This window comes from Paenarthrobacter sp. AR 02 (genome assembly GCF_021538675.1).
GTDB lineage: Bacteria > Actinomycetota > Actinomycetes > Actinomycetales > Micrococcaceae > Arthrobacter.
In genome coordinates, this window is the sequence record NZ_JAJUKH010000008.1 from 146974 (window position 1) to 170123 (window position 23150).

At 63.6% G+C, this 23150-nt stretch carries 30 protein-coding genes; 19 read left to right on the forward strand and 11 right to left on the reverse strand.

The annotated features are described in order from the left end of the window. Positions 1-165 precede the first annotated feature (165 nt). The 3 genes from LRQ04_RS15255 to LRQ04_RS15265 all read left to right on the forward strand — a co-directional run bounded on the left by LRQ04_RS15255 (position 166) and on the right by LRQ04_RS15265 (position 1592). Positions 166-669, forward strand: a complete 504-nt coding sequence (locus LRQ04_RS15255) for a GNAT family N-acetyltransferase (protein WP_211710764.1) — start codon at positions 166-168, stop codon at positions 667-669. A gap of 61 nt (positions 670-730) precedes the next feature. Further along, positions 731-1165, forward strand: a complete 435-nt coding sequence (locus LRQ04_RS15260; RefSeq protein WP_159706417.1) for an acyl-CoA thioesterase — start codon at positions 731-733, stop codon at positions 1163-1165. Between the two features lie 70 nt (positions 1166-1235). Beyond that, entirely contained in the window at positions 1236-1592 is a 357-nt protein-coding gene (locus LRQ04_RS15265; protein ID WP_235521146.1) for a nuclear transport factor 2 family protein, read from the forward strand. Between the two features lie 5 nt (positions 1593-1597). Here LRQ04_RS15265 and LRQ04_RS15270 read toward each other — a convergent pair whose 3' ends face one another. The 6 genes from LRQ04_RS15270 to LRQ04_RS15295 are packed head-to-tail and all read right to left on the reverse strand — an operon-like array spanning position 1598 to position 7966. Continuing rightward, positions 1598-2401 (reverse strand): HpcH/HpaI aldolase/citrate lyase family protein, encoded by an 804-nt coding sequence (locus LRQ04_RS15270; RefSeq protein WP_235521148.1) that lies wholly within the window; start codon positions 2399-2401, stop codon positions 1598-1600. Further along, positions 2386-3171 carry a 2-oxo-hept-4-ene-1,7-dioate hydratase gene (gene hpaH, locus LRQ04_RS15275; RefSeq protein ID WP_235521150.1) on the reverse strand — a complete coding sequence of 262 codons (786 nt, stop codon included), beginning with the start codon at positions 3169-3171 and terminating at the stop codon, positions 2386-2388. The genes LRQ04_RS15270 and hpaH overlap by 16 nt, the downstream gene beginning before the upstream one ends. A 3-nt stretch (positions 3172-3174) precedes the next feature. Beyond that, positions 3175-4269: a 3,4-dihydroxyphenylacetate 2,3-dioxygenase gene (gene hpaD, locus LRQ04_RS15280; RefSeq protein WP_235521153.1), complete on the reverse strand. Its 1095-nt coding sequence runs from the start codon at positions 4267-4269 to the stop codon at positions 3175-3177. Between the two features lie 25 nt (positions 4270-4294). After that, on the reverse strand, positions 4295-5806 hold the full coding sequence (gene hpaE / locus LRQ04_RS15285) for a 5-carboxymethyl-2-hydroxymuconate semialdehyde dehydrogenase (RefSeq protein ID WP_235521155.1): 1512 nt from the start codon (positions 5804-5806) through the stop codon (positions 4295-4297). 11 nt (positions 5807-5817) lie between these two features. Then, the gene (locus LRQ04_RS15290) at positions 5818-6477 is read right to left on the reverse strand and encodes a GntR family transcriptional regulator (protein WP_235521157.1); all 660 of its coding nucleotides are present in this window, start codon (positions 6475-6477) and stop codon (positions 5818-5820) included. After that, positions 6470-7966, reverse strand: coding sequence for a fumarylacetoacetate hydrolase family protein (locus tag LRQ04_RS15295; RefSeq protein ID WP_235521230.1), 1497 nt, complete (start codon positions 7964-7966; stop codon positions 6470-6472). Before LRQ04_RS15295 ends, LRQ04_RS15290 begins: the two co-directional genes overlap by 8 nt. Before the next feature lie 221 nt (positions 7967-8187). Between LRQ04_RS15295 and LRQ04_RS15300 the strand changes: the two genes are divergently transcribed. Beyond that, positions 8188-8892 (forward strand): alpha/beta fold hydrolase, encoded by a 705-nt coding sequence (locus tag LRQ04_RS15300; RefSeq protein WP_235521159.1) that lies wholly within the window; start codon positions 8188-8190, stop codon positions 8890-8892. Here the strand turns inward: LRQ04_RS15300 and LRQ04_RS15305 are convergent. Next, positions 8889-9311 carry a hypothetical protein gene (locus tag LRQ04_RS15305; protein WP_235521161.1) on the reverse strand — a complete coding sequence of 141 codons (423 nt, stop codon included), beginning with the start codon at positions 9309-9311 and terminating at the stop codon, positions 8889-8891. The genes LRQ04_RS15300 and LRQ04_RS15305 overlap by 4 nt on opposite strands. A 594-nt stretch (positions 9312-9905) precedes the next feature. Here LRQ04_RS15305 and LRQ04_RS15310 point away from each other — a divergent pair. Both LRQ04_RS15310 and LRQ04_RS15315 read left to right on the forward strand, forming a co-directional pair. After that, positions 9906-10175, forward strand: coding sequence for a GlsB/YeaQ/YmgE family stress response membrane protein (locus LRQ04_RS15310; protein WP_235521163.1), 270 nt, complete (start codon positions 9906-9908; stop codon positions 10173-10175). Continuing rightward, positions 10168-10428, forward strand: a complete 261-nt coding sequence (locus LRQ04_RS15315; RefSeq protein WP_235521165.1) for a hypothetical protein — start codon at positions 10168-10170, stop codon at positions 10426-10428. Before LRQ04_RS15310 ends, LRQ04_RS15315 begins: the two co-directional genes overlap by 8 nt. 110 nt (positions 10429-10538) lie before the next feature. Here LRQ04_RS15315 and LRQ04_RS15320 read toward each other — a convergent pair whose 3' ends face one another. The 3 genes from LRQ04_RS15320 to LRQ04_RS15330 all read right to left on the reverse strand — a co-directional run bounded on the left by LRQ04_RS15320 (position 10539) and on the right by LRQ04_RS15330 (position 12101). Further along, positions 10539-11342 (reverse strand): DUF1206 domain-containing protein, encoded by an 804-nt coding sequence (locus LRQ04_RS15320; RefSeq protein ID WP_235521167.1) that lies wholly within the window; start codon positions 11340-11342, stop codon positions 10539-10541. 134 nt (positions 11343-11476) lie between these two features. Next, a complete protein-coding gene (locus LRQ04_RS15325) occupies positions 11477-11680 on the reverse strand; it encodes a hypothetical protein (protein ID WP_235521169.1) in 204 nt (67 codons plus the stop codon). Between the two features lie 100 nt (positions 11681-11780). After that, a complete protein-coding gene (locus tag LRQ04_RS15330) occupies positions 11781-12101 on the reverse strand; it encodes a hypothetical protein (protein WP_235521172.1) in 321 nt (106 codons plus the stop codon). A gap of 210 nt (positions 12102-12311) precedes the next feature. Between LRQ04_RS15330 and LRQ04_RS15335 the strand changes: the two genes are divergently transcribed. The 13 genes from LRQ04_RS15335 to LRQ04_RS15395 all read left to right on the forward strand — a co-directional run bounded on the left by LRQ04_RS15335 (position 12312) and on the right by LRQ04_RS15395 (position 21621). Beyond that, on the forward strand, positions 12312-12788 hold the full coding sequence (locus tag LRQ04_RS15335; RefSeq protein WP_235521174.1) for an Asp23/Gls24 family envelope stress response protein: 477 nt from the start codon (positions 12312-12314) through the stop codon (positions 12786-12788). Further along, positions 12785-12976 (forward strand): DUF2273 domain-containing protein, encoded by a 192-nt coding sequence (locus LRQ04_RS15340; RefSeq protein ID WP_235521176.1) that lies wholly within the window; start codon positions 12785-12787, stop codon positions 12974-12976. The genes LRQ04_RS15335 and LRQ04_RS15340 overlap by 4 nt, the downstream gene beginning before the upstream one ends. Positions 12977-12993: 17 nt before the next feature. Then, positions 12994-13350, forward strand: coding sequence for a hypothetical protein (locus LRQ04_RS15345; protein WP_235521178.1), 357 nt, complete (start codon positions 12994-12996; stop codon positions 13348-13350). After that, on the forward strand, positions 13347-13928 hold the full coding sequence (locus LRQ04_RS15350; RefSeq protein ID WP_235521180.1) for a hypothetical protein: 582 nt from the start codon (positions 13347-13349) through the stop codon (positions 13926-13928). The genes LRQ04_RS15345 and LRQ04_RS15350 overlap by 4 nt, the downstream gene beginning before the upstream one ends. Next, entirely contained in the window at positions 13925-14530 is a 606-nt protein-coding gene (locus LRQ04_RS15355) for a hypothetical protein (protein ID WP_235521182.1), read from the forward strand. Before LRQ04_RS15350 ends, LRQ04_RS15355 begins: the two co-directional genes overlap by 4 nt. Before the next feature lie 46 nt (positions 14531-14576). Continuing rightward, positions 14577-15161: an RNA polymerase sigma factor gene (locus LRQ04_RS15360; RefSeq protein WP_235521184.1), complete on the forward strand. Its 585-nt coding sequence runs from the start codon at positions 14577-14579 to the stop codon at positions 15159-15161. Next, the gene (locus LRQ04_RS15365; RefSeq protein WP_235521186.1) at positions 15158-15730 is read left to right on the forward strand and encodes an Asp23/Gls24 family envelope stress response protein; all 573 of its coding nucleotides are present in this window, start codon (positions 15158-15160) and stop codon (positions 15728-15730) included. Before LRQ04_RS15360 ends, LRQ04_RS15365 begins: the two co-directional genes overlap by 4 nt. Beyond that, positions 15727-16077, forward strand: a complete 351-nt coding sequence (locus tag LRQ04_RS15370) for a hypothetical protein (RefSeq protein WP_235521188.1) — start codon at positions 15727-15729, stop codon at positions 16075-16077. The genes LRQ04_RS15365 and LRQ04_RS15370 overlap by 4 nt, the downstream gene beginning before the upstream one ends. Before the next feature lie 83 nt (positions 16078-16160). Then, positions 16161-17258: a substrate-binding domain-containing protein gene (locus LRQ04_RS15375; protein ID WP_235521190.1), complete on the forward strand. Its 1098-nt coding sequence runs from the start codon at positions 16161-16163 to the stop codon at positions 17256-17258. Positions 17259-17391: 133 nt separating this feature from the next. Then, entirely contained in the window at positions 17392-18705 is a 1314-nt protein-coding gene (locus LRQ04_RS15380; protein WP_235521192.1) for a sugar ABC transporter substrate-binding protein, read from the forward strand. 59 nt (positions 18706-18764) lie between these two features. Next, the gene (locus LRQ04_RS15385; RefSeq protein ID WP_235521194.1) at positions 18765-19712 is read left to right on the forward strand and encodes a carbohydrate ABC transporter permease; all 948 of its coding nucleotides are present in this window, start codon (positions 18765-18767) and stop codon (positions 19710-19712) included. After that, positions 19709-20620, forward strand: a complete 912-nt coding sequence (locus LRQ04_RS15390; protein WP_235521195.1) for a carbohydrate ABC transporter permease — start codon at positions 19709-19711, stop codon at positions 20618-20620. Before LRQ04_RS15385 ends, LRQ04_RS15390 begins: the two co-directional genes overlap by 4 nt. Then, complete coding sequence (locus tag LRQ04_RS15395) at positions 20617-21621, forward strand: hydroxyacid dehydrogenase (protein ID WP_235521196.1); 1005 nt, start codon at positions 20617-20619, stop codon at positions 21619-21621. Before LRQ04_RS15390 ends, LRQ04_RS15395 begins: the two co-directional genes overlap by 4 nt. Before the next feature lie 108 nt (positions 21622-21729). Here the strand turns inward: LRQ04_RS15395 and LRQ04_RS15400 are convergent, their stop codons facing one another. Further along, positions 21730-23136, reverse strand: coding sequence for an MFS transporter (locus LRQ04_RS15400; RefSeq protein ID WP_235521198.1), 1407 nt, complete (start codon positions 23134-23136; stop codon positions 21730-21732). Positions 23137-23150 lie beyond the last annotated feature (14 nt).

Here is a 23150-nt window from a genome sequence, read left to right on the forward strand (position 1 = left end):
CTCTTCACCCTAAAACCACTCCGAAAGGTGCAGACCGGGCCCCGCAACGCGGGAAAGCCCAGCATTTCTCCCGACGCTTACGCGCAGGAAACACCGTGGTAACCACCGCTCCTTAGGCTTGAGACGCATAGACACCTCCGACGAACCCGGCGAATTGAGGCATAGATGCAGACCAACCCACGGCTCAACATCCGGCAGGTCACGTGGGCCAACCCCGTGGGCGCCGACCTCCGGGCCGCACAGCAAGCCGAATTGGACTCCCGTTTCGGGAGCACCGACCATGAGCCAGGACCACCGCCGTCGGAAGCGGACACTGCGGTGTTCGTCGTGGCTTATGAGAAATGCTCAGGCCAGCCCTTGGGCTGCGGTGGGCTCAGGATGCTGGACGAGAACACAGCCGAAATCAAGAGGTTGTACGTGGTCCCCTATGCCCGGGGTTCAGGAGTGGCGAGCTCCATCCTGGCAGCTCTCGAAGCCCAGGCGCACTCCCACGGATTCACCGTGATCGCGGCGGAGGCGGGCTCGGCCCAATCGGATGGCCGGAGCTTCTATGAAAGCGCCGGGTTCGCGGCCGTGCCCAATTTTGGTCCGTATGTGGGCGTCGACGAGTCCTACTGCTACTCCAAGCGGCTTGATTCGCACAGTGCCTCGCACACGGCGATGGCGTGAGCGGAGCCGCGTAGCTAAGCAACATCAAGCGGAGTCGGCGGCAGTTCGATAATCTCGGGATATGGAAAAAGCAGACATCACCTTTCGCACCCGCAAATGGGTGCGGCCCGAGGATCTCAACGCCAACGGCACACTCTTCGGTGGCAGCCTGCTGAAGTGGATCGATGAAGAGGCAGCGATCTACGCCATCCTCCAGCTGGGCAACGGCCGGGCCGTCACGAAGTACATTTCGGAGATCAACTTTGTGAGCTCCGCGGTCCAGGGTGACCTCATCGAGATGGGCCTGACGGCGAAGCGTTTCGGCCGTACCTCGCTGACCATGCGCGCGGAAGTCCGCAACATGATCACCCGCCAGGCCATCTTGACCATCGAGGAAATAGTCTTCGTGAACCTTGGCGCCGATGGCCGTCCCCAGCCGCACGGTTACACCGAAATCACCTACGACCGGGACCGCATCCCAACCCACCACCTAACGGAGACGCTCGACGAAGACTGACGGGCCGGCGTCGTCCACTGCGGGGGGAGAACCCGTTGAACCCGACGGCCGCAGACGGTAGAACGGTGGGATGAGCGACGTAAACGCATGGATGGATCTGTACCTGCAAGCGTGGACCTCGAATGAGCCCGACGATATCCGGGCCATGTTCACCGAGGACGCCGTCTACTACGACCGGCCAAACACCGAGAAACCGTGGCACGGGCATGATGAGATCGTTCAGCACTGGTCCGGCGATTCGGCCGATCAGCCGGAGGACTGGACGTTTGAATGGACTCTCCTGGGCCAGGACGGAGACACAGCGTTCGTCCAGGGCCTCACCACGTACCTCAACGGCGACCCCACGTACGACAACCTCTGGGTCATCCGCTTCGCCGACGACGGCCGTGCCCGCGAATTCACCGAGTGGTACATGGCCCGGAAGTAGTCCCGTCAGTAGCTCTCGCGCTCGGCCGTTTCGGGAACCGGGATGAACGTTGAAGCGAACCCTTCGGACGCCCTCGCCAGCACCGCAACGTCGGCGCCGACCAGCACAAAGGAGGCACCGGCGTCGAGGTAGGCGTGGGCGGTATCGGGGTTGAAGGCGTTCACGCCGGCAGGCTTACCGGCCGCTTTGGCGGCTTCAAGGCAATGCTCGACGACGGCCCTCACCAACGGGTTTTCCTGCTGTCCCAGCAACCCCATGGAGGCGGCGAGATCCGAGGGCCCCAGGAAGATGCCGTCGACGCCGTCGACGGCCAGGATCTCCTCCACAGCCGATGCCGCAGCCTCGGATTCGATCTGGACCGTGAGGCTGATGGAATTCGACGCGGAGCCAAGGTAGTCGGGAACACGGTTCCAGCGCGAGGAACGGGCCAAGGCGGATCCCACGCCGCGGACCCCATGCGGCGGATACCTCACCGCAGCAACGGCGGCAGACGCCTCGAACGCCGAGTTCACCATGGGCACCATGAGGTTCTGCACGCCGAGGTCCAGGTATTGCTTGATGACCACGGTGTCGTTCACCGGCGGCCGGACCATGGCCTGGACGGGATATCCGCTGACGGCATGCAGCTGGGCGAGGATCGATTCGAGGCCGTTGGGGCTGTGCTCGGCGTCGATCAGCACCCAATCCAGTCCGGACCCGGCGCAGATTTCCGCTACCAATGGACTGCCGGAGCACACCCACATGCCGGCGAGTGGACGGCCAGCGGAAGCAAGGGCCGAATAAAAGGTAGGGCTCAGCTGAAGTGACATGTCACAACTCCCAACGGTCCATAGTCCGCGTGAACGGTATCCCCTTTGTACACCCACAACGGCCTGGTAAACGAGCCCGCCAGGATGATATCTCCGGCCTTCATCGAATCACCGTGCGCGGCGATCTTGTTGGCCAACCAGTGCACCCCGTTGGCCGGGTGATCGAGCACTCCGGCAGCGACCCCGGTCTCTTCCACGGTCTGGTTTTTGTAGAGGATCGCCGACACCCAGCGGAGGTCGACGGCGTCGGGACGCACCGGCCGCCCACCGATCACCATCGCACCCATGGCGGCGTTGTCAGAGATGGTGTCCACGATGGTCCGGCCCTCCATTTCGATCCTGGAGTCCAGGATTTCGAGGGCCGGAACCACGTAGTCGGTGGCGTTGAGGACGTCGAAGATGGTGCAGCCCGGCCCCTTCAAGGCGGACTTGAGGACGAAGGCCAGCTCCACCTCCACCCGCGGATGCGTGTACCGGTCCCATTCCACGGAGCACCCGGTTTCGAGGACCATGTCATCGAAAATCGCGCCGTAGTCCGGTTCGGTGATGCCCGTGGCGGCCTGCATGGCTTTGGACGTGAGGCCGATCTTGCGCCCTACCAGCGTCCGCCCGGCTTCCTCGTTCCGTTGCCGCCACAACTGCTGTACGGCGTAGGAATCCTCCACCGTCATCTCCGGGTAGCGTGCGGTCAGGCGCGGCACCGGCTTGCGGTTGCGGTTCGCCTCAAGGAGTTCGTCGGCAATGGCTTCGATCGTCTTCGCGTCCATCATGGTTTAGACCTGCGCCCCGAGCTTGAAGCCCTCTGCCGTATCTGAAGCGCCTTCGGGGCGGGTGTAGGAGAAGCCGTCGGCGCCTACGGTGACAGCCATCTCAGAAGCATCAGTCCGCTCGATGACCGGTTGCGGGTTGCCATCGAGGTCCAGGACCAGGGAGGCCTCGGTGTACCAGGACGGGACCACGGGGTTGCCCCACCAGTCGCGGCGCTGGTTGTCGTGGACGTCCCACGTGACGGTGGGGTTGTCCGGGTCGCCGGTGTAGTAATCCTGGGTGTAGATCTCCACGCGGTGCCCGTCCGGGTCAAGGATGTAGAGGTAGAACGCGTTCGAAACGCCGTGGCGTCCTGGGCCGCGTTCGATCCTGTCGGAGATGCGCAGGGCGCCCATTTTGTCGCAGATCTGGATGATGTTGTGCTTCTCGTGGGTGGAGAACGCGATGTGGTGCAGGCGCGGCCCGTTGCCGCCGGTCAGGGCGGTGTCGTGCACGGTTTGCTTGCGGTGCATCCACGCGGCGTACGTGACGCCGTCGGAGTCCTTGATGTCCTCGGAGACGCGGAAGCCAAGGTCTTCGAGGTACTTGCGCCCACGGGGAACGTCGGGGGTGACCTGGTTGAAGTGGTCCAGGCGGACCAGTTCTCCGGCGGAGTAGAGGTCATAGCGCTGGGTGAGGCGTTCGACGTGCTCAACGTCGTAGAAGAACTCGTACGGGAAGCCCAGCGGGTCCTCGACGCGGACGGAATCGCCCACACCCTTGGTGAAGCCTTCCTTGCGGCGCTCCACCCGGCAGCCGAGTTCGCGGTAGTAGGCCTCGGCGGCGTCGACCTCGGCCGGGGACTTCACGCGGTAGGCGAAGGCAGCGGCTGCGGCGACCGGGCCCTTGCGGAGTACCAGGTTGTGGTGGATGAACTCCTCGAAGGAGCGCAGGTAGATGGTGTTCTCGTCTTCCTCGGTGACGTGCAGGCCGAGGAGGTCCACGTAGAAGGCGCGGGACTTTTCCAGGTCCGTGACCACGAGTTCCAGGTACGCGCACCGGACAATATCCGGAGCAGGAACCGTGGGAGTGGGGATGGGGCCGGTGAAGGGGTTGCTCATGATGGTCTCTCTTCGTTGAAAGGTCTTAGGCGCCGAATTTGGGGGTGTGGACTGAGCCGAGGGTGATGTGCACGGCCTGCTGGTCGGTGTAGAAGTCGATGGAACGGTAACCGCCCTCGTGGCCCAGGCCGGAGGCTTTCACACCGCCGAACGGGGTGCGGAGGTCACGGACGTTGTGGCTGTTTAGCCACACCATGCCGGCTTCGACGTTCTGGGAGAAGTTGTGCGCACGGGTCAGGTTCTGGGTCCAGATGTAGGCCGCCAGGCCGTACTTGGTATTGTTCGCCAAGGCGAGGGCTTCGTCGTCGTTCTCGAACGGCGTGATGGCCACGACCGGCCCGAAAATTTCTTCCTGGAAGATCCGTGCGTCAGGTGCGACGTCGGCAAACACCGTGGGTGCGATGTAGTTGCCTTCGGGCAGGTGGTCGGGCCTGCCGCCACCGGCCAGGAGGCGGCCTTCGGACTTGCCGATCTCCACGTACGATGCGACCTTCTCGTAGTGCTCAGGGTGGACGAGCGCACCCACTTGGGTCTTGGGATCGTGGGGATCGCCCACCACGATGTTCTTGGCGCGGGCGGCGTACTTTTCACAGAATTCGTCGTAGATGGCGCGTTCTACCAGGATGCGTGAGCCGGCGGTGCAGCGTTCGCCGTTAAGGGAGAACACCCCGAACAGGGCCGAGTCGATCGCAGCGTCCAGGTCCGCGTCAGCGAACACGACGCACGGGGACTTGCCGCCGAGCTCCATGGACAGGCCTTTGAGGTTTTCGGCGGCGTTCCGGAAGATCGTCTGTCCGGTGGTGGTCTCGCCCGTGAAGGAAATCAGCGGTACGTCAGGGTGCTTGACCAAGGCGTCCCCGGCTTCCTCGCCCAGGCCGTTGACCAGGTTGAACACGCCGTCGGGCAGCCCCGCATCCTTGAAGATCTGCGCCCACAGGGAGGCAGATAGTGGCGTGAACTCGGCCGGCTTCAGGACCACGGTGTTGCCGGTTGCCAGGGCCGGTGCGAGCTTCCAGGACTCGAGCATGAACGGGGTATTCCACGGCGTAATCAAGCCAGCGACGCCGATCGGCTTGCGGTTGACGTAGTTGATCTGTGAACCCGGGACCTTCATGGCGTCGTCGAACTGGGCGACGATCAGGTCCGCGAAGAAGCGGAAGTTCTCGGCGGCGCGGAGGGCCTGGCCCTTGGCCTGGGTAATCGGCAGGCCGGTATCAAAGGTTTCGAGTTCGGCGAGGCGGGCTTCCTGGGCTTCGACGGCGTCGGCGATCTTGTTCAGCACGCGGGCACGTTCGCGGGGCTTCATCTTCGGCCAAGGACCGTTCACAAATGCTTCGCGGGCTGCGGCGACGGCGAGGTCGATGTCTTCCTTCTGGCCGGCAGCGGCCGTGGCGTAATTGCCGTTGGATACGGGGTCCAGGACGTCGAAGGTCTTGCCGGAGAGGGAGTCAACGAACTCGCCGTTGATGAAGTGCTGGATGTGCGTGGGGAGGTTCTCGGGGATGTAATGCTTGCTGGTTTCTACTGAGGTCGTCATCGTTGAAGTCCTTACTGGTTCTTTGCTGTGGAGAGGTAAGCGTCCAGGGTGGCGGCGCGGTGTTGTCGGGCTGCTTTTTCGATGGTGTCGGCATCCGCTGCGGATTCGATGAGCTGCAGCAGTGCCTCGTGTTCGCGCACGGATTCCTGGGCCCGGCCGGGCACGAAGCGGAACGTGGACGAGCGAAGGGACGCCAGCCTGTTCCAGCCCCGATGGACGAGGTCAAGGATGTGTGGATTGGGGCAGTGTTCGAACAGAATGCTGTGGAAATCCTGGTTAAGTGTTGTGAAGCGGACGGGATCAAAGTGGTCCAGGCATTCGCGCATCTCCTCGTTTACCGCCCGTGCGCGTTCTATGGCAACGGCATCGATCAGAGGTGCGGACAGCGCAGTAGCCGCACCCTCGACGATGCTCAGCGTCTGCATCGTGTACAGGTACTCGGTGGGATCGATTCCGGACACCGTCGCTCCGACGTTACGTTCGAACTTCACCAGCCCCTCGGCTTCCAGGCGGCGGATTGCTTCGCGAACGGGAACCACGCTGAAGCCCAGATCCTCGGCGATCTTCGCCAGCACCAGCCGGTAGCCCGGGGTGTAGGTACCCTCGACAATCCTGGCCTTGACGGCGTCATAGGCCTGCTGGGACTTACTTCCGACGGCGGCTTCAGTCACCGGATGCTCCTTCCGGGCTTTGCGTGGCGTTCCACTCGGCTGTGACCCACTTCGCGTACCGCGCCTGCCATTCTTTGTTCATCGGGTAGAGCCCGTCCACGCTGTTGCCTTCCTGGACCATCTGGAAAATGAACGTCTCTTCCTTTTCCTGCTGAATGCAGTCATCCACGAGTTCATCGGCGATGGCCGGCGGGATCACCAGAATGCCGTCGGAGTCGGCCACGATGATGTCGCCGGGCTGCACGGTGGCCCCGCCGCAGGCGATGGTGATGTCCGTATCCCACGGGATATGCCTGCGTCCCAGCACGGCCGGGTGCGGGTTGGCGAAGTAGGTGGGCATCTCCAGATCGGCCACGGCGGAGTAGTCGCGGACGCCGCCGTCGGTGATGATCGCAGCTGCCCCGCGAACCTGGGCCCGCAGCGCGAGGATGTCCCCCACCGTGCCGGTACCCTTTTCTCCCCTGGCTTCCATGACCAGGATTTCGCCTTCGTTGACGGAATCGATGGCGCGCTTCTGGGCATTGAACCCGCCACCGTGGGTCTTGAAGAGATCCTCCCGATTGGGAACGTAGCGCAGCGTCCGAGCGAGGCCCACAACTTTGCGGTCCGGGCGGGTGGCCTGCAGCCCATCGATACTGACGTTGTTGAGGCCGCGCTTGCGCAGCTGCGAAGACAACGTGGCCGTCGCGACGGATTCGAGCTTGGCTTTCAACTCCGGCGTCAGCACACTTGCGGCAGCCGCCGGTTCCGAAGCCTCAAGACCCGCAGCTTCCCGCGAACCGTATGCCTCTTCCCGCTGGGTGTCATCGCTCTTGGGCTGGGCACCAAAGTCCGCGAACGGCGTCGTACCTTCCGTCACCTTGGTAACCAGCCGTCCGCTGCTGAATTCACCGCCGGTGACCTCAATTTCGACGACGTCTCCCGGCTGGGCGACCGACGCGCCGGCCGGGGTGCCGGTGAGGATGATGTCGCCTTCTTCCAGGGTGAGCAGCTGGGAGAGGTCCGCGACGAGCTGCGCGAACGGGAAGAGCAGGTCCTCCGTGGTGTCGTCCTGGACGAGATCGTTGTTGTGCCAGGTCCGGATCCGCAGCGCAGCGGGATCCACAGCGTCTGCCGGGATCAGTGCAGGACCGACAGGCGTGAAGCCGTCGCCGCCCTTGGACCGGACATTGGAGCCCTTGTCCGCGTAACGGAGGTCGTAGACGCCGAGGTCGTTGGACGCTGTAACCCACTGGACATGGCTCCACGCGTCCTCCAGCCCTACCCGGCGGGCGGCCTTGCCCATGACCAAGGCGATCTCCCCTTCGTAGCCGAGCAGCTCGCAACCGGCGGGCCGTTCAACAGTTCCCGGAGCGTCGGCCGTACCAAGCGCCAGGGACGTTGCTGGCTTCAGGAAGTAGGAGGGCTGCTGCGGCGTGCGGCCCCGCTGGGCTGCGCGGCTGGGGTAGTTGATGTGGACGGCAATGACTTTGCGCGTCCGCGCCAGCATGTCCTGGTTGACTTCCTGGGTCCGGAACTCCAGCGTCACGGGTCCTCCTCTTCGGCGAGCACGCTTCATCAAGCGTTATCAGGTACGAAATCGTATACGATAACTATGGCTCGTGATCCACGGCACGTCAACCCCTATCCAACTAGCATCCGATGCAGGCCGAGGGGCTGCAGGGCGGGGAGGCCTTACATACTGTCGGTGGGCTCCCGTAGGGTACCGGCATGGACATCATCCTTGTACCCGGTTTCTGGTTGGACGCCTCATCCTGGGCGGAGGTAACGCCTCCACTGGTGGCAGCAGGGCACACAGTTCATCCGCTCACACTGCCCGGACTGGAGTCGGCCGGTGCAAGCCGTGCGGGAATCGGCCTGCAGACACACATCGACGCCGTTGCCTCCACCGTGGACTCCCTCGAAGGCAAGGTCATCCTGGTAGGGCACTCAGGCGGAGGGGCAATCATTCATGGCGTGGCGGATGCCCGCCCGGACCGCGTAGCCCGCGCCATCTACGTGGACAGCGGCCCCTTGGGCGAGGGCGGTGTCATCAATGACGAACTGCCCGACGACGGCGACGAGATTCCGCTGCCGCCGTGGGAAGCCTTCGAAGAGGAAGACCTCGTTGACCTCACCGACGAACTGCGCGAATCTTTCCGCGCCCGCGCGATTCCCCAGCCCAAGGGTGTCGCGTTCGACCAACAACACCTACAGGATGTGCGGCGCTACGAGGTCCCCGCCACGATCATCGCCTGCGAATTCCCGTCCTCGCTCCTCAAGGAGTGGATGGACGCCGGGCATCCGTTCACGGCTGAGCTCGCGAGGATCCGGGACGTGGACTACATCGACCTGCCAACAGGCCACTGGCCGCAGTTCACCAAGCCCAAGGAGTTGGGCGAGGCGATCCTGCGGTCCATTGACCGCTCCAACTAGGAGCGGGGTCGCGTATTAGTTGCAGGTCCCTCCGGCGCGGCGCCGCCCTCGTCCGTCCAGTCTGCGCCCGTGCTGTCATCCAACGCGGGATCCGAGATGACGTCCGACGTGACCGTGGGCACCGTCGTAACAGTGGGCTTGGAGTTGGAATCCTGGCCTGACTTCGGGGCACTGATCCCCGGGAACAGGGTTTCGGCCTTCTCGAGCAGCTTCTTTCCCGCCTCATAGAGGTTGTCCAGGATGTCCGGTACGGACTCTTGGACGGCCTCAGTGGCTTGGTGGACGTTCTGCTGGACGTCGGGGTTGTTCAGAACCTTCTCGGTACCCCCGCGAAGCCGGCGGTACACCTCCGGCCAGGACTTGGATCCCCACACGTAGCCGACAGCCACGCCAACGGCGAACAATGCCTTCCCTTTCACAGCAATCACTCCTTCCGAGGTGTTTGTCCTTCGACACTAGCCGGGTAGCGCACCTGCTGTCACGCGTACATTACTAATGTGCCGATCCGTGAACATTTGCGGAATTTAGAGCAACCATCCAGCCGTTATTCCAGGGCTGGACAAGTTGGAGCCGAAGACCTATTAATCGACCACCAACAGGGTGCTCCATGTGGGGAGCAAGGCAACCTCGGCCAGGCCAAGCTGAAGCGGCTCGGCGGGTAACCCCAAGGGGTAGCCAAGGGTGTTGAAGGCTCCGTTCATAGCCGCCTGCCCGCAAATCCTTGGATCCCAGTGGCGGGGGCCGCATGCCCACAATTAGACAGGTTACTTGCTACTAGTCCGCTGAGCGGCTAGCGTTACTGGTGTAGCAGCAAGACCGACCCAATCGGCAGGAGTGCTTTATTGGCCGTCGTTAACAAATTCATCGGGGTTTCGTAACCGTTCCAATCCCCGCATTGAAAAGGGCCTTCAAGGGCCCCAATAAGGTGCCTGAACACTGGAACAGGCACCCGATGAACTGAACCTCTTCATAATGTTCATGGAATTTCCATCAACAAGAAAGAAGGAACAAAAATGGGTTTCTTTGGTTTTCTACTGCTTGGTCTTTTGGCCGGCGCTATCGCAAAGCTTATTCTTCCCGGCCGCCAGGGTGGCGGCTGGCTGGTAACCCTCCTGCTGGGCGTCGTCGGTGCCCTCCTGGGTGGTTGGATCGGCGGCCTCATCTTTGGCACGGGCCTGCAGGAATTCTTCTCCCTGACCACCTGGCTGCTGGCCATCGGCGGTTCCATCATTGTCCTGCTGATCTGGGGACTCCTCACCAACCGCAGGGCACACCATGGCTAACAACCAGAATCGGGACGCCAACGGCGAGGAACTGGACGGCCAGTATGTTGAGGGCGACTACGGCGACGCAGGCGCTTCACCCGAAACGCTGAAGGACGACGCCGGCGGAGACTACACCGAAGGTGACTACGCCGAGAAGACGGTCCCTTCAGCTGACGCCGAGCTTGATGAGCGCAACACGGAGGACACCCCGAAGGATCGTCCATTTTCATCCGAGCCGGACGACGAAGCCTCGGGCTCCAGCCATCCGTAACACCTGAATACAGCAAAGAACCCGGAGGACTGCACTGCAGCCTCCGGGTTCTTTACGTTGGTCGTTCTTCCGTAGGCCCCCGACGCGGCAGGGCCGCATTCTGCCAGGGTCTACGTCCGCAACGTCCGGGCCTTGACCATCATGAACAACCCATACGCAATAAGGCCAACGGCAACCGCCGCCAGAAGGTAAGGCCCGTACGGTTGCTCCTTGAGGGCCTTGAGGCCGCCGTCCAGCCCCGTGGATTGCTCGGGCTGTGCCCGCAGCGCTGCAATGACCACCAAGAGCCCCACAAGGAAGAGGGCTATTCCTTTGGCAATGTAGCCCACCACGCCAACACCGGTTTGGAACTTCCGCACACTGTGGTTGGACGACAGGGACAAGTCCCGGGTGAACGTTTGCTTGAAGCCACGCACTGCGAAAACTATGCCCGTGATGGCAATGCCCGCGCCCACTGCGACCAGCAGGAAAACCCCGAAAGGAGCTTTCAGGAGCGTTAGGGTCCAGTCGCTGGTGGATTCCCGGCTGTTCCGGCCTTTGCCCATGATGAAGGAAATGATCGTGGCGGCGAGCGCGGCGAATACCAGGGCCTGGCCAGCTGCGGAGAACCGCTTGCCAGGCTTATTGTCCGACTTCCTGCGGTAACCCAGGACGGCGTTGCCCAACTGCCACAGCGCCAACGCTGTACAAGCAGCGAAGCAGGCCCAGAGCAGGAACGGACCGGCAGGTTGGTTAGCCAGGGATGCCACAGCCCCGGACACATCGGCTTCACCCGTACGCCCGAACGCCAGTTGCAAGGCGATGACACCGATGAGCAGATGCAACAACCCACTCACGGCAAAGCCGGTTCTGGCAACGATTTCGAAGGCACGGGAGTTCGAGGCGTCCTCGGCCACATCAGCTGCCTTCTTCATCTCCTCTTTGATGACAAGCCTCCTTAGCTATCGCCTGCACTCCATGGTGCCATTCGATCGTTGTCCAAGCCACCGCATTAACGACGGCGGGCAGGCACCTTGGGTGCCTGCCCGCCACAACTCGTTTGCGGGCTTTAGAACCCGACCACCGACTGAGGCCAGATACTCCTCAGGCCCACGCCGAGCGGGTTGAACTGCTCGCGTACGCTCACCACGGCCCGGGTCTGGCCCGGGACCTCGGCTGCGTGCCGGGAAGGCTCGGCCGTTCCGGCGAGCGGGCTGGACGTGACAGGCGCCGGGCCGGTACTGACGGACAGGGCGGTGATCTGGTCAGGCATCTCGGTGGTCCTTCCTGGAAGTTCCATCAACTCTGTTGGCTGATGTTTCAACCATCGGACCGGGCCCTCAAGAACCCCGCCGGGTCATCTCAAGATTGGGTCAAGAATTTCCGATCTCCGCCCGACCCGCCTGAGTGGGGCCGCTGTTTAGCAGGCGCTCAATGTCGGCGAAGCCCAGCCCTGACGCGATCGCAAGATCGGGGAGCTGCGCTCCCGCCGCGGCCGCACTTCTCATGGCCTGCAATAAAGAGTCCTCTGCTCCGTCCATTTCCCACTGCAGGCTCTCAACTCGAGCCGAGGCCGCCCAGACGTCGTCCAGCAACATGGTTCGCCGCGATGGCGCAGACAGGGAGGGGGCACCCTCCTGCGCAGGCCCGGGAAGAGCTTGGGCCGTCGTTCCCGTCGTCAATGCAACAGTCATAGCGCTTCCTCCAAGGACAGATGTAACTTGATTGGCTAGTTATATGGCAATCTAACTACATGATTCCGCATCAAGAAACCAGCAGTGATGCACGTCACACAAAACTGTGCGTGAGGAATCACCGCACCGGCACGTCTTATTCATGACGGCGCAGAACGCGCCGCACCCACCGCAAACCCACCGCAAACCCACCGCATAGGAGTCAATGCCATGACCGTTCAGACGCACACCCCGGCAGACGTACCGGCCAAGAACACCGCCGCCACCACCCCGGCAGGGGCACTGGATAAGGGTAAGGACGGGCGCGGAGCCACGACCGTCGCCGACGGCGTCGTTGCCAAGATCGCCGGTATCGCCATCCAGGAAATCCCCGGTGTCCACGCCCTCGGCGGCGGCGCAGCCAGGGCTATCGGAACACTCCGTGAAAAGGTCGGCCAGAAAGACCTCACGCAAGGTGTCAGCGTTGAAGTTGGCCAGACCCAAGTGGCAGTCGACGTCACCCTGGTCGTCGAGTACCCGCACCCGCTCCAGGAAGTGGCTGATAACGCCCGCGACGCCGTTTATACGGCAATCGAGGACCTGGTGGGCATGGAAGTAACGGAAGTCAACATCACGATCACGGACATCCATGTCCCGTCCGAGGATTCGGACGCCGATGATGCCGGGCGTGAGCCGAGGGTCGCATGAGCCACACGATCACCGGCCTGGCCGTAGGCGCGGTCCTGGCTGTCGTTTCGTTGGCTTTCGGGTTCTGGGGCCTGCTGCTGACAGCCCTGTTCATGGCGATCGGGGCGGTGCTGGGCCGCTCCGCCGAAGGAAAGCTTGACCTCCGCGGGGTGCTGGATGCCTTGTCGGGCAAGCGCTCCTCCACATGAGCGGGGAAGCCGGGACCATGCCTGCCACGACCACGCCGGCCAGGGCAGGACACACCCGAATCGCCCGTTCGGCACTGCAAAAGACTGTGGAAGCAATCACCGCCCGCGCATTCCGGGTGGACCCGCACCAAGTGCGGGCTGAATTGGAGGACGACGCCGGAAAGCTGGGCGTCAACCTCACGGTGAAGATGGCTCTTCCCCCGCTTCTGGCACCACGTAGGGACGGGGGCGGCACCGTTTTCGACCAAGCCCACGCAGTGCGCACCGAACTGGTGGCCCGGGGGCTGGAGCTGACCGGGTTGGAACTTGGCCGCGTGGACATCAGGCTCATGGGAGCCAAGCCCCAGCAATCCAAGGAAAGGAGAGTGGAATGACCCAGGATCGAACCCTTCGGCGCTTGGTCCGACGCGAAACCCATTCCTCGCGGGCCCTCCCGTCGATCATTGTGGCAAGTATCCTGCTCCTCGTTTTCCTTTGGCTGGCTGCGGAAAGCGTCCTGTGGCTGCTCAATGACCGGCCGCTGCTGGCCAGCCCAGCCCACCTCCGTCAGTGGCTCGTCGGGCTCCCCGGCTCCACCGTGCCGGCAGGGCTGACCGCCGCCGGTGTCGGCGTGGGAATCCTGGGGCTCCTGCTGGTTAGCGTGGCCGTAGGCAAAGGTCGCCGCGCCCGGCGCGCGCTGGCCAGCGACCGCATCGCCACAGTCGTGGACGACAACGTCATCGCCGCCGCAGTGTCCAGCACGTCGCGCCTCGCTGCGGGCCTGGCACCGGGTCAAGTGACCACAACCGTCGGCGGACGCTCCGTGCGCGTCCAGGTGCGTCCGACGTCGGGCGTTTCCTTGGACCTTGCGTCCATCAAAACAGCGCTCGACGGCGAACTGGCCGCCTACGCGCTCGACCGGCAGGTCACGGGCAAAGTCCGGGTCGCGAACGAAGGAGCGGTAGGACAATGAGACGAACCAATCGGGCGCTTAACCGCATCCTGCTGGCGATCCTGGGGATCATCCTGCTGGGCGCCGGAGCCGCACTCATCGCGGCCGGTACCCTGCCGGGAGTTGCCGACACGTGGACGACCATCGGCTCGAACCTCACGGACCAGGTTCGGCAACTGGCAAGCACCGCACCCATCCCGGGACCGGCACGGAGCTGGTGGCTGGTGGCCGGAATCGGCGTCCTCCTGCTCGGTGCTGGACTCAGCGCCGCATGGCTGGCTTCCCAAGGCGGGGGGCGGACGCCACGCCTGGCCGAACGATCCGAAGGAGCCGACGGGCGGACCGTGGTGGACGTCGGACTCATTTCCGCGGCGGTGCAGGATGCCCTCAGCGGGAACCGGAACGTCCTGGCCACATCGGTCTCCGCGTGGGAGTCCCGGCAGGGAACAGCGTTGCGGCTACGCATGGAAGCCCGTCACGGAAGCTCGCCGCGGGAGCTGGCGGATACCGCTGAACAGCTGGTCCGGCAGATCGATTCGTGGCTGGGCCATCCGGTGCCCGTACTGGTGAGAATCACCAGCGGCGCCCGCACCCGGACGTCCGGGGCCCAGCGCGCGCGATGAGCCAACGTGATTCCGGACAGACCAACGAGGACAGGAAGGCAGGAACGTGACTGGTTCACCCGCAGCCCAGCATCAACTGGACCTCGTACCCGACGCCCTGCTGGCGGGCCGCGCGGCCGACGGCGACACCGCTGCCTTCGAAGCGCTTGCCCGCCGGCACGGTCCGTTGATGCGGGCCACTGCGCGACGATTGACCGGCTCGTTGGCAGACGCCGACGACGTCGTCCAGGAAACCCTGGTGCAGGCATGGAAGCAGCTGGACAGCCTTCGCGACCCCGCTGCGGTCAAGGGCTGGCTGTTGAGGATCGTTGGCAGCCGGAGCATCGATTACCTGCGCAAACGCCGTAACCACGCGGACCTTGATGATGCGGAGAACCACGTGGACCAGCACACACGGCCCCGGCCTGAAGACCCCGAGGGGAATGCCCTCAGCAGCTCACGGGTGGAGGCGCTGAAGGCCGCGCTGGCAGCCCTTCCCGAGGAACAGCGGCGTTGCTGGGTGCTCAAGGAATTCAATGACCAGAGCTACGAGGAGATTGCGCTGACATTGAACATCAGCCCCGACAGTGTCCGGGGCCGTCTGGCCCGGGCCCGGATTACCCTGGCGCGCAGGATGGAGGAATGGCGATGAACTACCCCCGAGACACCCTCGAATGCGGGCATAGCCTGGCGGAATTGAGCGCCTACCTGGACACGGGGCAGATCGCTGACCCTGCCCACCTGGACTCATGCCCCGAATGCCAAGCGGGCCTCGCATCCCTGCGAAAGCTCTCTGCTTTGGGCAGTGAGCTCCTCAGCTCGGACGTGGCCGACGCCGGTTCAGGCAGTGATGACTGGATGCAGTCCATTCTCGACAACCTTCGGCTGGAACTGCGGCCGGGGCGGAGCATCCCCCTGCAGTCGGTCCATCCTGATGACACCCTCTGGGAAACCGAAGGATCCATCTCGGCACTGATCCGGTCCGTTGTTGACGCACATCCAGGCACGGCCGCCGGCAAATGCCGACTACATGGCGACGTCACCACCCCCGGGACGCTGATCACCGTGGAGGTAGAGATAGCGGTTGTCTACGGGCACTCCATGGAGGAGCGGGCCGACCAGTTGCGGGAGGAACTGGCCAGGACCTTGGCCACCCACACCGAACTCGCCATCGAAGCCATCAACATCACCGTCACCGATGTCCTGGAGGAGCAGCCATGACCGAGCCCCTGGAAGCCGCGGAGCCATCCGCGTCCACCCCTCCGACCGGCGTGGCCGAAGAACTGTTGGACGTGGTCCAATCCGTTCCTGGCGTCAGCGCGGTCTACCCCGCGCAGCCGCTGTGGCAGTCAATCGCCGGCGCAGCGCTGTCCGCGGTCACAGGCGAACCCCTCCCCCTGATTGGCCTGACGGACACGGCCGGCACTCTGGCAGTCAAAGCGCGGATCGGTGTCAGCACACCCCGTCCGGCCCCGGCCGTAGCCCGCGAAGTAGCCGACGCGATCCGGAGGCACCTCCTCCCCCGCGCCGCCGCCGTCGAGGTTTCCGTTGTGAAAGTTGGCAGCTAGGGCATTCGCGCTCCCGCCGACGAGGTTTTCTGGTTCATAATGAACAAACTGAACACAAGTGAACTTGATAGACGGAGTCCCGCATGCTGTCCGAGGATCGCCAACAGCTCATCCTGAAGGAACTCGCCCTTCACGGATCCCTCAACGCCGGGGAATTCGCCGCCAAGATCGGCACTTCCGGGATGACCATCAGGCGGGACCTGGCGGTCCTCGCCGAGCGGGGCCTCCTGGAGCGGGTCCACGGGGGTGCCATCTCAAGCGGCGGAAAGCCTGGCCCTGGTAACGCCGGATCCACCACCTGGCGTCCCGGCGGCAGGCGGCCGCTGGCGACGGTCGGCATGATCGTGCCGTCGGCGTCGTACTACTTTCCGGGCGTGATCCGGGGTGCGGAAGCGGCGGCGCAGGAAGCGGGCGTACGGCTGGTGCTGGGGGTCTCGAACTACTCGGGGGCGGAAGAACGGCGCCAGCTGAAACGGCTTTACGAGCACGGCGTGGACGGGATCCTTGTCACGCCCGGCGGACAGTCGCTCGCGGGCACTGAAACACTGGGGCTGCTCGCGGAAGCGGAGGTTCCGGTGGTAGTGGTGGAGCGATCCATCGATGACGCCCTGGACCACGGCCGCCTCGAATCGGTCCGCAGCGACCACGTCCGCGGCGCGGAAATCGCCGTGAACCACCTCCTCGGGCTGGGCCACCAACGCATCGCCATCTGTCTGCGCGAGGACAGCCCCACCGCCCCACAGCTCATCAGTGGCTTCCACCTGGCCCTGCAGCGGGCAGGCCATGCCCGGGACGATTCCCTGGTGCGCACTATGCCGCGCGCGCAAAACGATCCCCAGGCGCATCGGGTCATGGTGGACGGAATCCTGTCCTGGTGTGCCGGGTCGCAGGTCACGGCCGCAATCGTCCACACGGACGAGGACGCCCTCCAGTTCGCCAGCGTCTGCCAGGAAAAGGAAGTCCGGATCCCGAAGGACTTCGCGATCATCGCGTACGACGACGAGATTGCGGCTTTGGGGGCAGTCCCTCTGACTGCTGTGGCACCACCCAAGTACGACGTCGGCCACCAGGCCTTGCGGATGTGCCTGGACCGCATCGGAGCCGGACGTGGAGGCACGTCCGCGCTCCAGCGGGTCAACCTATCGCCCGCGTTGGTGGTCCGGGACTCAACGCGAAGGTAGCTTCAAGCCCCTTCTTGTTTACTTCTGTTCACTTCGTGGTGAATGTTCACTTTTGTGGATTCAATGGTGATTAGTTCGAAAGTGCCCCTGAGCACTCCGCAACTTCGCATCGTGAACTTCAAAGGAGAACAGAATGAAGCGTCGCCAGCTTCTGCTCGGAACGGTCAGCCTCATGGCCAGCGCCGCCCTCATCACCGGCTGCGGCAGTTCCCCGGCCGCGACATCCGCGCCCGCCCCTACCGGGGACCCCACCGGCACCGTCACTTTCTGGTCATCGCTGGCCGGAATGGACAAAGTGGCTGCCGCGTTCAACGCCAGCCAGGACAAGATCAAAGTCACCTTCGAGACCGTTCCCAACGGCGCGAGCGGAGGGTACGCAAAGCTGTCCACCGCCATCACAGCCGGCAACGGCCCCGATGTTGCCACCATCGAATACCCCCAGCTGCCGCAGTTCGTCAGCAACGGCCAACTCCAGCCCCTGGACGGCTTGATCGATAAGGCCGCAACCCTCGACAAACTGAGCGATGAGACCAAAGCCCTGGTGCAATTCGACGAAAAGACCTACGCGCTCCCCTACGACGCAGCCCCGATGATCATGTGGTACCGCAAAGACGTGCTGGAGAAGGCCGGCGTCGGGGTGCCCAAGACCTGGGAAGAGTTCGAGGCCGCAGGCCAAAAGATCAAGGCCGTGGCGCCCGAAGCCCACCTGGCCAGCTTCAACCCCAACGAAGCTGCCCTGACCGCAGCCCTCTCCTGGCAGGCCGGGGCCAAATGGTTCGGTACCGACGCGGACAGCTGGAAGGTCGGGATCAATGACCAGTCCACGCAGAAGGTAGCGGACTACTGGCAGAAGCTGATCGACCAGAAAATCGTCAAAGTCCAGCAGTCCTTCAGCGACGAATGGTCCGCGGACCTGGCCAGCGGCGCCGTCGTGGGTGTCCTCGGGGCCAACTGGAGCGCAACCGGCATCCAGAAGCGCACCGAAGCCAGCGGGCAGAAGGGCCAGTGGATCGCAGCGGAGGTGCCTAACTGGGGTTCGCCGTCGGACGCCTTTTACGGTGGCTCCAGCTTCAACGTCACCAAGAGCAGCAAGAACCCTGCTGCGGCGGCGAAGTTCATCGAATACCTGACCACCAGCCCGGACGCCATCAAGGCCCGCGGCAACACCGGCTCCGCTTTCCTCGCCTCGCCGGGGCTGACCCCCGTTGCGCAAAGCGCTTTCGATGCCAGCTACTTCGGTAACGACATCTACGAAGTCTTCAACAAGGCCTACTCCACCATCACACCGGGCTGGCAGTGGGGTCCCAACTGGGACATCACCAACACTGCCCTCAAGGACGCCTACGGCACGTTGAGCACGGGGGGCAAGGTCCGGGATGCCGTGGATGCGGCCCAGAAGGCCACCGTTGACGGACTCAAGCAGAACGGCCTCTCCGTCAAGGAGTAGGCCCGCGAGGCTGGTCGGCCCGGGAGTACCGGGCCGACCAGCCGGCGAGGAGATTAACCATGGTCACCCAAGTACCTTCCGTCCGAGGCACCAAACGCCCGGGATCCCGCAAACAACGCCCCATGTCCGGAACGGGAGGACGGACGGCGGCACTGTTCCTCACCCCCTTCTTCGCAGTATTCGCCGTCGCGATGGTGGCACCTGTTATCTACGCGGTGGTGCTGAGCTTCTTTGCCCAGCAGAAATCCGGTCTTGGCTTCAGCGAGGCCAAAACATCGTTCGTGGGCCTGGAAAACTACCTGCAGGTCCTCCAGTCGGAAAGCTTTGTGGGAGGAATCGGCAGGCTCGCCCTGTACTGTGCCATCTACATCCCGTGCATGGTGGGCGGGGCGCTCGCTTTCGCGCTCCTGCTGGATGCTGCCGTGGCACGGGCCAGGAAGCTCTTTCAGTTGCTGGTCTTCCTCCCGCATGCGGTCCCAGGCGTCATCGCCGCACTGATCTGGGCGTACCTGTACACACCCGGTGTCAGCCCGATCGTGTCAGCCCTGGAATCGGGTGGGGTTGCGGTGAACTTCCTGGACCACCAGATGATCCTGCCCTCCATCGTGAACATTGCGGTGTGGGAATGGACCGGGTACAACGTGATCATCCTCTTCACCGCGTTGCAGGCTGTTCCGCGGGAAATCCTGGAAGCAGCCCGCGTTGACGGGGCCGGTGAGATCCGGAGTGCCCTGAGCATCAAGTTGCCGTTGATCCTCCCGGCCCTGAGCGTGATCATGCTGTTTACGGTGATCGGAACGCTTCAGTTGTTCACGGAACCGTCGATTATTTCCAAGGCCACGGCGTCCGTCACCAGCACCTGGGTTCCCAACATGTGGGCCTACGACGCCGCGTTCAACCGGCACAACCTGAACCAGGCCGCCGCCGCTTCCATCATCATCGCGCTCATGGCCGCCGTGCTGTCCTGGGCCGTCACCCGCTTCAGCTCAAGGACGAACAAAGCATGAGCACCTCAACGATGTCGCGCCCGGGGATTTCCGCTCCGGCTTCGCCACTGAAACGGCGGCGTTCTGCCCGCAGCGGCGGTTTTGCCAGTTCGTTCACCGTCAATGCGCTCCTGATCCTGGGCTGCGCCTACATGGTCCTTCCCGTGGTGTGGTTGCTCTTTGCATCCACCAAGAACACGGCAGACCTCTACGGCACCGCCGCTTACGCATTCGGCCAGCCGGCATTCTTCGACAACGTCGCCGCCGTGCTGAACCAGGACGGCGGAGTCTTCCTTCGCTGGATGGCGAACTCGATGTTCTATGCCGCCTTCGGCGCGGTCTTCGGTGGGCTGATCTCTGTCCTGGCCGGCTACGCTTTCGACAAATTCCAGTTCCGTGGCAAGGACTCATTCTTTGGCATCGTCCTGGTGGGCGTGCTGATTCCCAACACCGCGACCGTCCTGCCCATGTACCTGCTGGCCTCGGTCTTTGGTATCACCAACACCGTCTGGGCCATTCTCATCCCGGTGCTGTGCAATCCGTTCGGCGTGTACCTGGCCAGGGTCTACTCGGCGGCGTATGTCCCTGCTGAGACCCTGGAAGCAGCCCGCGTTGACGGCGCGGGACCGATCCGCAGCTTCTTCTCCCTGGGCCTGCCCATGATGATGCCCGGCTATGTCACCATCGCCTTGTTCCAGTTCGTGGGCGTGTGGAACAACTTCATGCTTCCCCTGGTGATGCTGCAGGACCAGAAGTTGCTTCCCGTCAGTGTAGGCATCTCCATCTGGCAGGGCTACGCGCTGCCCCAACCCGAGTTCACACCCATGGTCATCACCGGCTCATTGCTGTCCATCATTCCGCTGCTGGTGGCGTTCATCCTGCTCCAGCGCTTCTGGAAATCCGGCCTCACTGCAGGGAGCGTCAAGTGAACTTGAACGTTGCCTTGGCCATGCCGGCCCACACAGCCCGGGCCGTGTTTCCGCCGCGAAGCCTGGACCCACTGGAACCTTCCGTCAACCTGCTGGGCCGCGCGCCCATCCAGGACTTCCATTCATCGGCCGGCCGTTCCTTGCTGGCTGACGCCGATGTCCTCATCACCGGCTGGGGTTGCCCCCTGATCGACGAAACTGTCCTGGATGCCGCGCCGCGTTTGCGTTACGTCCTGCATGCCGCCGGAAGCGTGAAACACCACGTTGGTGAAGCCTGCTGGGAACGTGGCATCCAGGTCAGCTCCGCGGCCGACGCCAACGCCATCCCCGTGGCCGAATACACCGTGGCCATGATCATCCTCGCCAACAAGCGGGTCCTCCAGATTGCCCGGGCCCTGCACACTACCCGGACCGAGGTGCTGCCCGAGCAGCTCTTTCCGGACATGGGAAATTACCGCAAAAGAGTAGGGATCATTGGGGCTTCAAAGATCGGCCGGCACGTCATCCGGCTGCTCGCCCCCTACGATCTGGAGGTCGTGGTTTCGGATCCCTACCTGGACGATGCTGCGGCTGCGGCCCTCGGCGTCGTCAGCGTCAGCCTGGACGAACTGGTGGCGACCTCGGACGTCGTGAGCCTCCACGCGCCGTCGTTGCCCTCCACCAGGAACCTCATGGACGCGGCGATGGTGCAGCGGATGCGGCCGGGCGCAACGTTCATCAACACCTCCCGAGGCGAGCTGGTGGACCAGGATGCGCTGCTCGCCAGGGTCCAACAGGGTGACCTGTACGCCATCCTGGACGTCACGACGCCCTGGGTGCTGCCCTCCGATTCCCCTTTTTACACCCATCCCAATGTGCTGCTGACCCCGCATGTCGCGGGTTCCCTGGGCAGCGAGCTTGAGCGGATGGCGGCGAGCGCCGTCGACGAGGCACTGCGGCTGGCACGCGGCGAACCCCTTCGGTTCAGGGTCAGGCGTGAGGACCTCGCCTTCATGGCGTAGGTGACCCGAGCGCGGACTGACGCAAACGCACGACGGCGACCTCCCGCCGTCGTGCGTCTCTTGCCTTTGGTGTCCGGCCCAGCGGGCTGTCGCCTACGGCGTGGGCTTTCAATTGGTCGCCGCGTTCTCGCTCTCCGTCTCCTTCGCCCCGGACCCGGCGTATGAAGCGGAGACCCTCCGGTAGACCGGCGTAAGGAACGCGATCCCGGCCACCACGATCATGATGGTGCCGGCCGCAAGGAACACCAGCGCGATGCCGCGGGACGTCCCCTCACCCAACAACGGCTCCAACCGGGCTGCACCATCCGCGGAGCGGGCATAGGGGATGAGCCAGAACTGGGCGATCGGGGCAATGAGGAAAGCAGTAACAGGTGCCGCTGCGGATTCGAAAGCCATGGCAAAGCCAAAGACCCTGCCTTGGCGGTGGAGCGGCACCACCTTCTGTATGACGGTCTGTTCAGCCGCTTCCACCACGGGAACCAAGGCCATGTAGAGCCAGATCCCCACAATGTAGAGCCAGGCCCATTCGCGCAACGTAAACACGGCCCCCACAAGTCCCATGACTGCCACGGCAAGGAGCAAGGTCCGCAACGGGTTCTGCCCAAGACCGAATTTGCCGATCAACGCGCCGCCCAGGATGAAGCCCGTGGCTCCGATGGCGAAGACAGTTCCCCACATTTCCACGGAGAACATCTCCAGGCCGTAGGGGTCCATCAGCGCCATGTAGACGCCGCCGATGAAGTTGTTGAACGTTGAGAACAGGATCAGCGCGAACAGCCCGGAGATCGCCATGACGGCCGCCCATGATCCGCGCAGGTCAAAGCCGCCTTGGGCATCGGACGCAGCAGCACGCACTTCTTCGGGCAGCCGGAGACTCAGCAGATGAGCGAAGGCGAGAACGGTCATGACGATGGCCACCACCACCGTCCAGCCCATCCCCAACAGGCCCACGGACAGGCCCGAGAGCACGGAAGTGACAATGAACATCAGCCCCTGCACCATCCCGACCAGGCCGTTGGCGTTGGCCCGCCGATCGGGTTCGATCAGGATGGTCACCGTGGTGGAGAGGGCAATGTTGCGCAGGTTCTCCACCACCGCACCGACAAGGATGATGACCGTGAAGATCCAGAACCACGGCTGGGCAAGGTCCAGCAGCGCCGGTTCCGGCGTCACCAGGAACATGAGGCCTGAGAGCACAAACATCACCATGGTGAAGGCTCCGGCGAACCGCATCACGGCAAGCTTCCGGTATCGGTCCACGAACGTGCCGAAACTGATGCTGGAAAGGGCGATCAACAGCATGTAAGCGCCGCCGATCACCCCTGTGGCAATGACGTTGCGGGTTTCCAGGTACACCCAGAAGGTCAACGCAAACCACAGATAGCTGGTGGTGATATTCGCCAGGGCAGTGTTGACCAGGATCCCGGTAAAGGTACGGGACCGCTCTGCCGGCGTCCGTAGGGAGAGGTCGATGGCGTCGGAATCGCCGGACTGAGCCGGGACCTGCTCGCTCATGCCCCTTAGTAAAC